Here is a 12,877-nt window from a genome sequence, read left to right as displayed (position 1 = left end):
ATGCCGTTTTGTTTCTCGACTTTTGTGGTTTATTTATTAAATCATTTAGGCATGACAACAATTAAACCACTTCATACATTTCATATTCCGGTAATGGGACTTGCATATACGATTGATAGTCCTATAAGAGTAGCGAAGTATGGAATATCTTCCGTAATTTCAATTATGGATGATGAACTTATCGAAAAGATGAATGCTTTTTATAGCAAAAAATTTGACCTTCCTTACCAGGGAATTACTCAAAAAATACATGATTATCGCGCGGAACGTATTACTTCTTATTTGAATTTGGTAGACAAAATCGTAAAAGAAAAATTTGAAAATTTCAAAACTGAATTGTCCGAAAGCAAATTGGCATTGGAAAATTATATGGCAATGTTGCCCAATAAATCGGAGATTAAATTAGGCTTGCAAAATTTGTTGGAAGACGGTTTTACTTTCAAAGAAAATATCAAAAATTATCTGGAGAATAATCTTTATCCGGGGGCTATTGATGTGAACATAATGACCAAACTCGATAAGGATAATTTCATTAAAGACGAACAATTACCAATTGCTTTCAATGATGCACATGCTGCTCTTCGGGGTTTTGCCAATAGCACATTAGAATCTTCAGTTGTTTTATCTGCCGGAATGAATCCCAGATTGTACAGTTATTTTGAAAATTTTACGGCTTTCTTTCCAGATTTGAATAACAACCTTAAAAAGAAAATTACGCTGAAAGTAAGCGATTTTCGTTCGGCGATGATTCAAGGAAATTTTTTAGCTAAAAAAGGACTTTGGGTTTCTGAATACCGAATAGAATCTGGACTAAATTGTGGAGGACATGCTTTTGCAACCGAAGGTTATTTGTTGGGACCCATTTTAGAAGAATTCAAACAGAAAAAAGACCAATTGATTCAATCTGCCCATGATTTGATGGTGAAAGCCTTGGGGCAAAAAGAAATGCATATTCCGGAACAACCATTAGATTTAAAAATCACCGTTCAAGGTGGCGTAGGAACTGCTGAAGAACATGATTTTCTATTGGACCATTATAAAGTTGATGCTGTGGGTTGGGGTTCCCCGTTTTTATTGGTTCCCGAAGCGACTTCGGTAGATAAACACACCAGAGTATTATTGGCTGGAGCCAAAGAAGAGGATTTGTATTTAAGTCATATTTCGCCTTTGGGAATTCCTTTTAATACTTTACGAGGAACAACTAATGAAAAATTAAAACTGAAACGTATTGAGGAAAGTAAAGCGGGAAGTTCGTGTCCAAAACGATTTTTGGCGTTAAGCAAAGAATACGATGTAAAAGGAATTTGCACTTCTTCCAAAAAATACCAAGATTTAAAACTGGAGGAATTACTCCAACAAAAAGATGTTTTATCTGCGGAAATTTTCGAAAAAAAGAAAAATAGCATCACTGAAAAAGCATGCCTTTGTGTAGGTTTGGCCAATGCTTCTTATCTTGAAAATGACATTAAAATTAAAGGTCAGGCACAAGGCGTAATTATTTGTCCCGGACCCAATATGGCTTATTTTGATCAAGAAGTTTCACTTTCTAAAATGGTGCAACATATTTACGGAAACGCGTCAGTATTAACGGTTACGAATCGCCCGAATCTATTTGTCAAAGAATTAAAAATGTATTTGGATTATTTAAAAAATGAAATCACAGCAGTTTCTGATGAAATTACTGCGGCACAAATAAAAAAATGGCATTCATTCAAAAAGAATTTGATGGAAGGAATTGCATATTATGAAGATTTATTTTCAACAACGCCTTTTTTCGAAACAACTAAAAAAGAAATTCTAAATCAATTTAATTCCTATAAAACGGAATTGATTGAAATTGAAATTCCGGAATTAGTTCTGGTTTAATACTAAATAGGCTTGAAATTTTTTCAGGCCTATTTAATTATTTTATGTAATCGAAGAAATAATATAATGAAATAAAAAAGGTCTTTTAATTTTTCAAATTATATTTACTTTAAAGAATTATAATCTACCTTTGCCGCGTGAAAAAAATAGCATTCATAATAGTATTGTTCCTGTTTCTAAAGCCACTATTCCCGGTTTTAGAATATGCTGTTAATTATGAGTATATTTCAAAAGTACTGTGTGTTAATAAGGCAAAACCGATGATGCATTGTAATGGAAAGTGCCATTTGATGAAAGAATTAGCCAAAGCACAAGAAGAAGAAAAACAAACACCTTCTAATAAAAAAAATACAACATTTGATACCGTTGATATAATTTTGGATATCAAAAACGACTTTTCCTTATTAGTTTATAATGGAAATACCAAAACAACAATACATTCAAAATATAGTAATTTATATTCCCACCTGAATTTATATTCCATTTTTCATCCGCCCATTTTTATTTCATAAATTTTAGCTGAAACACCTTTGCGTGTATTTTTTCATTTGACAAATGTCATTTGAAACTGTTTTGTACGTGCAATTATTTCAAAACAAAAAATAAGAAATATACAATCATATAAATGAAAAATTTACTGAATAAAGCAATAGCAATTATTGCATTAAGCACTGTGTTTACAGGCTGTACTAATAATGATGAGGTAATCTCAGGAACAGGAAACTTAGGGGTTGAATTCGATAATTCTTTTGGTTCAAATGACTTGATTTTAAACACCCAAGCTAATATGACTTCCAACGGGGAAATATTGAAAATCAATACCGTTAAATACATTATCAGCAACATCGTCTTGACAAAAGAGGATGGAACTACTTTTACCTATCCAAAAAGCGAAAGCTATTTTATCGTTGATGAAGCTACGGAAGCCAGTCATTTATTGGAATTAACGAATGTTCCTGCGGCAAATTACACCAAAGTAAAATTTGGAATAGGAGTTGACAAAGCGCAATGGGAATTGGGCGCAGCGGGCCAAGGAAATTTCCTGGCTACAGCTCAAGCTGCCGATATGTTGTGGAGTTGGTCTGCGGGGTATAAATTCCTGGCTTTCGAAGGTACATTTACGTCTGCGACAGTGGCTAACAGTACGTCGTTTATGGTCCATACAGGGCAAACGGGAACAAATTATAACTATACCGAAGTAACACTTGATTTGCCTACAAAAGCGATGGTACGAACAACTGTTGCTCCAGAAATTCATGTTGTAGCCGATGTGTCTAAAATTATCGACGGAACAAACAAAATCAAATTGTCTGACAATAACATGGGCGGAATGGGAGCCATGATTATGGGCGGAACAAATTTGCCTTTAATCACAGCAAACCTTAACGGAATGTTTACGGTAGCGCACGTTCATAACGATTAATTCGTGTTGAATTAGAAGCTATTTCCTGCTATACATTGCAAGTCCTCGCTAAAAAATGTGGTTTTCTAAGCTGGAAAAAGAGCTTCCTTTGGTCGCTTTTTTCCAGCAAGAAAAACTACATTTTTCTGCTGCGGGCTTTCCATTACTATCAGGGCTAAAAAACGTGAAGATGTACAAATTAATAGTGTTATTTCTCTTTTTGACTTTACTTTCCAGTTGTTCGGATCAAGATGATGTTTATGTCAATAAACCTTTAGATTTCGAAGTGCCGTCTAATTTTCCGGATTTGGCTTATAATATTGCATTGAATCCGCCAACAGAGAAAGGATTTGAACTGGGTAAGAAGTTGTTTTACGATGGAAGATTATCTTCAGATGGTCTTGTTTCTTGCGGTTTTTGCCACATTCAGGAAAATGCATTTACACATCATGGACATACTTTCAGTCACGGCGTGGGTGATAATATAGGAACCAGAAATACGCCTCCGATTCAAAATCTGGGCTATCAAACGGCATTTATGTATGATGGGGCAACAACGCATCTGGACTTACAACCCATTATTCCATTGACAAGTGCTATTGAAATGAATGGAAATCTGACGGCAATTGTTGCCATGATGAAAGCGGATAAAACCTATCAAAAGCTTTTTCAGCAAGCATTTACTGATGGAGCCATAAATACCGAAAATATGCTGAAAGCACTTTCTCAATTTATGTTGATGGTGACTTCATACAATTCTAAATTTGATAAATACAGACGTAATGAAACGGGAGGTACTTTAGCGTCGGAGGAATTAGCTGGGTATGCTCTTTTTAATGCAAAATGTGCTTCGTGTCACGCCACGGATTTGATGACTGATAATTCCTATCGAAATAATGGTTTGGCAGTCAATCCGCAAATAAATGATGTGGGAAGATTTCGTGTGACACAAGTAGCAGCGGATTATTATAAATTCAAAGTGCCCAGTTTGCGAAATATAGAAAAAACGGCGCCTTATATGCACGATGGAAGATTCGGAACATTAGAATCCGTTTTGAATCATTATGCTTTCGGAGTTGTAAATGGGGTAACTTTAGACCCGATTCTAAATCAAAACGGAAATTTAGGAATTCCGCTTTCTGGTACTGAAAAGACACAATTAATTGCCTTCCTAAAAACACTAACCGATAATCAATATCTCACCGATAAACGATTCTCAGAATATTAAAACCATGAAAAATAAAATTTTAATTATTGTTTTATTTCTTTTTGTAAACCAGTTTGTTTCTGCTAAAATTGAAAAAGATAGCATTTCGAGATTTACTTTCCAGAAAATGCAATTACTGGAAGATTTCGAAGATGATTGTGATGCCTGTGGCTGTTCAGCCAGTGGTGGAAGTATGGGATTTAGTTCTATGCTGAACAACAATTTTGTAGGCTTGCGCTATTTCAATCAAAGTTATACGAGCAGAGACGGGATTTTCGCCAACTCACCGTGGATAGATGAAAATTTCAATACAGTACAAATTTGGACTAAAATTCCAATTACAGAAAAAATCCAGATTTCGGCTTTGGTTCCGTATCATTTTCACAATCGGGAACGTTCCACCGGAACAGAAAATATTCAAGGATTGGGCGATATCTCCGTTATGGCGATGTATTCCGTGTATCAAACGCACAAAGACAGCACGGTTTTTACGCATAAACTGCAATTGGGTGGTGGAGTAAAAATACCAACAGGAAAATTTGATGAAGCTAACAATACCGGAAGTGTGAATCAGAGTTTCCAAGTAGGAACAGGCAGTTGGGATTATCTTTTGGTTTCTGAATATGTTATAAAAAAGCAAAATTTGGGATTAAGCACGATGCTGAATTATACTTTCAAAACCGAAAACCAAAAGCAGTACCAATTTGGAAATCAATTTAATTACGGCAGTACACTGTTTTATCTTTTTGATTTACCGGCTGTGAAACTGGTTCCGCAATTAGGCTTGGCTGGCGAAGTCTATGAAACCAATAAGCAATATGGAGAAAAATTACCGGATACTGCAGGAGATATTCTTTTTAGTAAATTTGGGATAGAAGCCGGAAAGGGAGACTTCTCCATTGGTGTCAACGCGATGCTTCCCATCAATCAACATTTATCGAATTCAAAAATCGAAGCCAATTACCGTTGGAGTATCAATTTGAATTATACGTTGTAAAGTAAAAAAGGAGCTCGAGAGCTCCTTCTTTTATTATTTTTTTAAGAATGAATAGCGAAACTATCAAATCCAATCTCCAAAAAAACGCAAAAAGCACAAATTAGGTGATTTTGACTGTTTGCATAAGTTTATTGATTGCTAGTCACTTTAATAAAATGACTGTCAATTTCAATCATGTATTGATTGTGATTATTGTTGATTGTCTCTATTTCAGTAATAAATTGGTTGAAGTTATTAATTAATTGTGTGTTTGATATATTGCCTAAATTTATCTTTATTAATTTTTTTGGAGTTTTATGAACTAGGAAGGAGCTTTTAAAATCAAAATCTTTCGTGATTAGTATTAAATCGTTTAAATCGGAAAATTTAGCAATAGTACTATCAGATGTAAACCATTTATCAAGAATTGTATTAATATGAATGCATTCAAATCCTTGGTTATTGATGTGTTTTGCAAGTTTTATTGAAATATGGACATCACATAGAAATTTCATTAACTTACTTCTTTTAGAATATCACCTGAAATCGATAATTTGGCATAATACAATGAAGCTAAAATGTCTTCTTTCTCTAATTCAGGATGGTCTTCTAGAATTTCGCTAGTTTCCATACCAGAACCTAACATGTCTAATATTACTTCCACCGGCCATCTCATATTTCTTACAGTTGGCTTTCCGTGGCAAACATCTGGGTTTATTGTAATTCTTGAAATTAGATTTTCCATCTTGTTTAATTTTACTCAAATATAAAGATAATATTCTATATAAAAAAGGAGCTTCAATCGAAGCTCCTTTTTTGCGCGTGAGTAGGGATTCGAACCCAAACTTTGAACTATTCACTTGACATTAGGTAGAATAAAATTGTGCTCACGCAGTCAAAGTTTTATACACGCCGTTTTTTATTTTTTCCATAAGTCTCGATTTATTAAAGTAACAAGTTATACAATCATACAAAATGCCTAAACCCAATTTTACGTACAAACTAATGTCATAACCCGTTATCAATGTTAATATCCAACAGATTAAATGAATGCTTTAATATTTTTATTCCGCTAATTCCACCACTTTACTATCACCTACTAAAGCGACTTTCACTAAACCATGTTTAGCCAAGCCTTTCATGGCAGCATCCCATTTCTTTCCACTCAAATCTGATTTTACTTTCAATAATCCCAAATCCATTTTGCTTTCATTGGTTTTCAAAAGAGCAATGATTAATTTCTCTTCGTCTAGCAATTCAATTTGAACTTGTTTTTTCTCTGGTCGCATTTGTGGAAACAACAATACTTCTTGAATAGAAGCATTATTAGTCAAATACATAATTAATCGATCCATTCCAATTCCCATTCCAGATGTTGGAGGCATTCCGTATTCTAAAGCTCTTAAGAAATCTTCGTCGATTATTCCAGTGGCTTCATCATCTCCCTTTTCAGCCAATCTCATTTGGTCTTCAAAACGTTCTCTTTGGTCAATTGGGTCATTCAATTCAGAATAAGCGTTCGCTACTTCTTTACCACAAACCATTAATTCAAAACGTTCTGTCAATTCCGGATTGTCACGGTGTTGCTTACACAATGGTGACATTTCCTTTGGATAATCCGTGATATAAGTGGGTTGAATATAATTTCCTTCACATTTTGCTCCAAAAATCTCATCAATCAATTTTCCTTTACCCATGGTTGCATCCACATCAATTCCCATACCTCTGGCAGCGTCAAATAACTCTGTTTCACTTTTTCCAGAAATATCAAATCCTGTAAAATGTTTGATAGAATCGGTCATTGTAACTCGAGCATAAGGTGCTTTGAAATTGATGGTATGTTCTCCAAAAGTCACTTCTGATTTCCCATTTACGGCAATCGCGCAATGTTCCAAAAGATCTTCGGCAAATTTCATCATCCAGTTGTAGTCTTTGTAGGCTACATATATTTCCATGGCAGTAAATTCCGGGTTGTGCGTACGGTCCATTCCTTCATTACGGAAGTTTTTCGAAAACTCATAAACCCCTTCGAAACCACCAACAATTAATCTTTTCAAGTACAACTCATTCGCAATACGCATGTATAAAGGCATATCGAGCGAGTTGTGGTGCGTGATAAAAGGACGCGCTGCAGCACCACCAGGAATTGGTTGTAAAACAGGAGTTTCAACCTCTAAATATCCTTTATCATTAAAGAAAGAACGCATTGCATTGAACAATTTAGTTCTTTTGATAAAAGTCTCTTTCACGTGATCGTTCACTGTTAAATCTACATAACGACGACGGTATCTTTGTTCCGGATCTGCAAAAGCATCGTGCGTTTTTCCATCAGCATCCGTTTTTACCACAGGAAGTGGTTTCAAGGCTTTCGCTAAAACCGTCAATCCATAAACATGAACTGATATTTCCCCAACTTGCGTTTTGAAAACCGTTCCGCGAACCCCAATAAAATCCCCAATATCCAATAGTTTTTTGAAAACTACATTGTACATTGTTTTCTCCTCATCAGTCGAAATGTCATCTCTTGAAACATAGATTTGAATACGTCCTTCAGCATCTTTCAATTCTGCAAACGACGCCTTTCCCATGATACGCTTACCCATCAAACGTCCTGCTAAAACAACTTCCTTTCCTTCGTACTTCTCGAAATCGGCTAGGATTTCGCTCGAATAAGCGGTTGTGATAAATTCGGCTGCTGGATAAGGCTCAATGCCTAAATTGCGTAATTCGGTAAGTGCTTCTCTACGTAATATTTCTTGTTCGGATAATGCCATTTTATGCTGTTTTTAAGAGCGCAAAGATACTGTATAAGTAGCAAAGTAGCAAAGTGCTAAAGGTTTTTTGGAGCTATTTCCAGCTTTCCGTTACAATCTTTTTATTTTTAAAGAAAAAATAAAAAGGATTTTCACTGTAATCTGGGCTAGGGATTGTAGTTATTATTTTACATTTGGTAAGAAATAACGATTCAAAATCATAAAAATTGAAAAATAAAATTTACGTTTTTTTGCTTTTAGGGCTACTCGCTACAAGCTGCCAAATCACCGAAACCATCCATTTAAACCAGGACGGAACGGGAAGAATAGAAACCGAATCACTTCGCGACGAACACAGCTACATGCAAATAGCGGGTGAAAATTATTCGAAAGAAGAAAAATTCGAGGACACAACATACGTTTTCAAGGATTTTATAACGAAATATTCGGAAACATTTTCGAAACTTCCGGCATCCGAAAAGGCTATTTTTCAAAAATATGCAACCGTAAACGTTCACATAAAGAAAAGTTCTTACGAGAAGGAATTTCGAACAAAAATCAATCAAAACTTCGATAAAATAGACGAAGTGGCGGATTTATACAAAACCCAAGAGTATGCGGATGATTTAGAACATAATTATGCCTTAACTGCCGAAGAACATTATTATAATGTGAGTTATGCTTTTGACGGAAGTCTTTTTAAAAGAACAGTGAAAATTACAGATCCAGTTGAATTAAAAAAACAACAAAATAAAATTTCAGAATTGAAAACCCGAGTAGCCAATTTTAAAATCAATCAACCTTATGTTTTAAAATATCATTTTCCTCGAAAAATAAAATCAGTTTCGAATACAAATGCAAAAATAAGCGAAGACAAAAAAGCATTAGAATTGCAATTCCTGTTATCGGATTGTTTACAAAATCCAGAAAGCACGAATTTAGAGGTGATTTTGGAACCAGAATTTTAAACTAAAAGATGTAATGGAACACTGTATTATTCATTCTTGAAAACTTTGTACCTTTACCAATCAAAAATAAGGGAACGAAACAGGATTGCTTCGTTCCTCGCAATGACAAATGAACAAAACCATCCAACTTCAAGATTTAGGGAACAAAGATTACAAGGAAACTTGGGAATACCAAGAAGAATTGTTCAAAGGAATAGTTGACTTAAAAATTAAAAATAGGAGAGAGGAAACGAGTTTACAAACGCCCAATTATTTCCTTTTTGTGGAACATCCTCATGTTTATACTTTGGGTAAAAGTGGCGATTTAAGTAATTTGCTTTTATCTGAGAAGCAACTCCAAGCCAAAGGAGCCACTTTCTATAAAATTAATCGTGGCGGTGATATCACCTATCACGGACCCGGACAAATTGTGGGTTATCCAATTATTGACTTAGAAAATTTCTTTACTGATATTCATAAATACTTGCGTTTTCTGGAAGAAGCCATTATTCTTACCCTTCAAGAATATGGGATTTCTTGCGGTAGAAGCGAAGGGGAAACAGGAGTTTGGTTAGGCGCAGGTACACCATTTGCAAGAAAAATTTGCGCTATGGGCGTTCGTGCTTCCCGTTGGGTGACCATGCACGGATTTGCATTAAATGTAAATGCGGATTTGGGTTATTTTGACAATATTATTCCGTGTGGAATTCGCGGTAAAGCGGTAACTACATTAAACGTAGAACTTGGAGTTGAAAGAGTAAACGAAGAAGAAGTGAAAGAGAAAATCCTAAAACATTTCTCCCATTTGTTCGAAGCTACATTTGAGAAATCTTAAATCAAAAATCAAAAGAATATTGTTCCGGTAACAATCGAAAAGTCATTCGGTGGTATTTCGTTATCCCATATTTCCGTATTGCTTCACGATGTTCTTTGGTAGGATATCCTTTGTTTTGTTTCCAATTGTACATTGGGAATTCCTCATGAATCCGATTCATATACTCATCCCGATAGGTTTTTGCCAATACCGAAGCAGCGGCAATACTCATAAATTTAGAATCGCCTTTTACAATACTCGTATTTGGAATCGAATTTAAAATTTCGAGTTCAGCAGCGGTAAAAATTTTTCCTCCACGGTTTTTTATTCCTTTTTTATGGATCAGTGGCGCATTTCCATCTACAATAATGTATTCAGGTATGGGATTGAGTTTTAAAATGCTTTCCTGCATCGCTTTTATGGACGCATTGAGAATGTTGATTTCGTCAATTACTAAAGGTTCAAGATGCGTAACTGCAAAAGAAATGGCCTGTTGCTCAATAATGGGTCTTAATTTTTCTCTGATTTTTTCTGAAAGTTGCTTACTGTCGTTAAGGATTACGTTTTTGAAATCGAATGGTAATATTACGGCCGCTGCAGTAACAGGGCCGGCAAGACAACCACGACCCGCTTCATCAGTTCCGGATTCCAGAATAATTTTCGAAAAATTAATTGAAAGCATATAGTGTTACTTTGAATTAACAAAGGTTATAAAATTTTCTCTGTAAAAATCCGTTAATTTTCTATTTGTTATAACAATCCTATAAAATGCTGTGTTTTTTTATTTATATGTTTTTATAAATTACCTTTGCTTGATTAAAATTGTAAAAATAATTGCCTAATTATACCCATTTCAAATGAGAATTCTCTTTTTTTTTATTTTTTTATCATTCTCCAGTTTGCTATTTTCTCAGGAAAAAAGTAAAAATTTAGACTTCAATAGTAAATACAACAGCTCGGATTCAATAAGTAAAAAGAAACAACCAGTTGCTACCATAGATATGTATCGGGTGATTACTTTGGATCGTGATACAACTTATATCGATACTTCGCTGACCATTCAAAAAGAATACAGTCATAATTATTTACGAAAAGACATTTTTGGGCTTTTACCTTTTCCAAATGATGGACAAACATACAATACGTTGCAATATAGTTTAACCGATTTTTCGCCTTTACCAGAATTTGGATTCAAAGCAAAACATTTTAATTTTCTAGAAGCAAACCAAATACGATATAGCTCTGTAGCCACTCCTGTTACCGAACTATATTTTAAAACTACCCTACAAAAAGGCCAGTCGACAGATGCGTTTATTACGTTGAATACATCTGAAAATCTTAATTTTTCTATTGCCTACAGAGGATTACGATCTGAAGGGAAATATATAAATCAATTGTCAAGTACGGGAAATTTTAGATTCACCGTAAGTTATAATACTAAAAATAAACGCTATTTTTCTAATGCACATTTCACGTCTCAGGATATTCTAAATGAAGAAAATGGAGGAATTACAACAATTAGTAATTTCGAAAGTGAAGATCCTAAATACAACAACAGACAACGACTTGAGGTCTATTTTTTAGATGCTAAATCATTTTTGAAAGGGAAAAGAATATTCTTGGATCACAATTTTAGAATCAATGCGAATAAGGGTGCTAATAATTTATATGTAACGCATCAGTTTAATTACGAAAATAAATTTTTTGAATACAATCAGGCGACTGTTCCTTCAGCTGTAGGAGGAATGATGGTGTATAGATTTGGAGATTCTTTTAAAGATAGTGGAATCAATGACCAAACCCGTTATAATAAAATGTACAATAAGGCAGGGCTAATTTATGAGAACACTACTTTAGGGAAATTTCAGTTTTTTGTGGAGGATTTCAGATCTAATTACTATTACAACCAGATATTGATTTTTGATGATAAAACGGTTGGTAGTTCTTTAAGTCAAAACATAAATAATGTAGGAGGGCAGTATGAATACCGAAAAAATAAATGGAACGGTAAATTTTTGTATTCAAGATCGATTACTAATCAATCTTTATCAAATTTGGATGCGAAGGTAAAATATGATTTTAATGATGAAACGGAATTGTCATTCCAATATCAAAACATAAATAAGTTGCCAAATAATAATTACAACCTGTATCAAAGTAGTTATGTTCAATACAATTGGTCAAATGATTTCAAGAATGAAAAAATAAATACAATTAACGTCAATGCCATCACACCTTGGGTTAATGCATCGTTACAGTATTCAGTTCTAAGTGATCATTTGTATTTTAATGATGTTTCAACCGCTGCGCAAATATTGGCACATACTCAAATCGTTGCCCCAGCACAATACGGGAACACGATAAATTATGTATCAGTTAAAGTGAGTAAAGAATTGAAATTTGGGAGTTTTGCATTAGATAACACTGTTTTGTATCAAAAAGTGGGTCAGCCAGATAATGTCTTAAATGTACCTGAAATTCTGACGAGAAATACCTTTTATTATTCGGGTTATTTTTTTAAAAAGTACGCTTTGTTTTTGCAAACGGGAGTTTCACTTAATTGTTTTACAAAATATTTTGCGAATGATTACAATCCGGTTATTGGTGAGTTTTTTGTTCAAAATAAAAAGGAAATTGGAAATTATCCAAACCTAGATTTCTTTATTAACGCAAAGATTCAAAGAACCAGAATTTACTTAAAAGTAGAGCATTTTAATTCGACTCTGTCGGGGAATAATTTCTATTCTTCACCTAATAATCCTTCTCGGGATCTTACAATCCGTTTTGGATTGGTTTGGAATTTCTTCAATTAATAAATACGTGGTGTAATATTCCGGTAAAAAAGGTCATATGATAAGAATCTCATCAAGAATTAATGTGTGCAAAATTCAGTAATCCGTATTTTTTTGTAA

Annotated in this window: 12 protein-coding genes; 8 read left to right on the top strand and 4 right to left on the bottom strand. The window is 34.2% G+C overall.

What is annotated here, in order from left to right:
• Positions 1-51 precede the first annotated feature (51 nt).
• From ACM55K_RS05090 to ACM55K_RS05070, 5 genes are all read left to right on the top strand, one after another.
• A complete protein-coding gene (locus ACM55K_RS05090; protein ID WP_416849166.1) occupies positions 52-1,866 on the top strand; it encodes a hypothetical protein in 1,815 nt (604 codons plus the stop codon).
• A 137-nt stretch (positions 1,867-2,003) separates the two neighbouring features.
• Positions 2,004-2,378, top strand: a complete 375-nt coding sequence (locus ACM55K_RS05085) for a hypothetical protein (RefSeq protein ID WP_416849165.1) — start codon at positions 2,004-2,006, stop codon at positions 2,376-2,378.
• A 113-nt stretch (positions 2,379-2,491) separates the two neighbouring features.
• Positions 2,492-3,289 carry an MbnP family protein gene (locus ACM55K_RS05080; protein ID WP_416849164.1) on the top strand — a complete coding sequence of 266 codons (798 nt, stop codon included), beginning with the start codon at positions 2,492-2,494 and terminating at the stop codon, positions 3,287-3,289.
• 169 nt (positions 3,290-3,458) lie between these two features.
• Entirely contained in the window at positions 3,459-4,496 is a 1,038-nt protein-coding gene (locus ACM55K_RS05075; RefSeq protein ID WP_416849162.1) for a cytochrome-c peroxidase, read from the top strand.
• 4 nt (positions 4,497-4,500) lie between these two features.
• On the top strand, positions 4,501-5,472 hold the full coding sequence (locus tag ACM55K_RS05070) for a transporter (protein WP_416849161.1): 972 nt from the start codon (positions 4,501-4,503) through the stop codon (positions 5,470-5,472).
• A gap of 128 nt (positions 5,473-5,600) precedes the next feature.
• On the opposite strand, the gene ACM55K_RS05065 is transcribed toward ACM55K_RS05070, so the two are convergent.
• From ACM55K_RS05065 to lysS, 3 genes are all read right to left on the bottom strand, one after another.
• Positions 5,601-5,966, bottom strand: a complete 366-nt coding sequence (locus ACM55K_RS05065) for a DUF5615 family PIN-like protein (protein WP_416849160.1) — start codon at positions 5,964-5,966, stop codon at positions 5,601-5,603.
• The gene (locus ACM55K_RS05060) at positions 5,966-6,196 is read right to left on the bottom strand and encodes a DUF433 domain-containing protein (protein ID WP_416849159.1); all 231 of its coding nucleotides are present in this window, start codon (positions 6,194-6,196) and stop codon (positions 5,966-5,968) included. Before ACM55K_RS05060 ends, ACM55K_RS05065 begins: the two co-directional genes overlap by 1 nt.
• Positions 6,197-6,515: 319 nt before the next feature.
• Entirely contained in the window at positions 6,516-8,225 is a 1,710-nt protein-coding gene (lysS, locus tag ACM55K_RS05055) for a lysine--tRNA ligase (RefSeq protein ID WP_416849158.1), read from the bottom strand.
• Between the two features lie 206 nt (positions 8,226-8,431).
• Here lysS and ACM55K_RS05050 point away from each other — a divergent pair, with 206 nt between their 5' ends.
• Together ACM55K_RS05050 and lipB are read left to right on the top strand one after the other, a co-directional pair.
• The gene (locus ACM55K_RS05050; RefSeq protein ID WP_416849157.1) at positions 8,432-9,172 is read left to right on the top strand and encodes a hypothetical protein; all 741 of its coding nucleotides are present in this window, start codon (positions 8,432-8,434) and stop codon (positions 9,170-9,172) included.
• Between the two features lie 109 nt (positions 9,173-9,281).
• Positions 9,282-9,986 (top strand): lipoyl(octanoyl) transferase LipB, encoded by a 705-nt coding sequence (gene lipB, locus ACM55K_RS05045; protein ID WP_416849156.1) that lies wholly within the window; start codon positions 9,282-9,284, stop codon positions 9,984-9,986.
• Between the two features lies 1 nt (position 9,987).
• On the opposite strand, the gene ACM55K_RS05040 is transcribed toward lipB, so the two are convergent.
• Entirely contained in the window at positions 9,988-10,647 is a 660-nt protein-coding gene (locus tag ACM55K_RS05040; protein ID WP_416849155.1) for a ribonuclease HII, read from the bottom strand.
• 175 nt (positions 10,648-10,822) lie between these two features.
• On the opposite strand from ACM55K_RS05040, the gene ACM55K_RS05035 reads away from it, so the two are divergent.
• Positions 10,823-12,778: a putative porin gene (locus ACM55K_RS05035; RefSeq protein ID WP_416849154.1), complete on the top strand. Its 1,956-nt coding sequence runs from the start codon at positions 10,823-10,825 to the stop codon at positions 12,776-12,778.
• Positions 12,779-12,877: the final 99 nt, after the last annotated feature.

The organism is Flavobacterium arabinosi, assembly GCF_048158725.1.
In the GTDB taxonomy this organism is placed as follows: Bacteria; Bacteroidota; Bacteroidia; order Flavobacteriales; family Flavobacteriaceae; genus Flavobacterium; species Flavobacterium arabinosi.
Note: the sequence above shows the minus strand (reverse complement) of the source record. Positions and strands in the feature narration are given on the sequence as shown.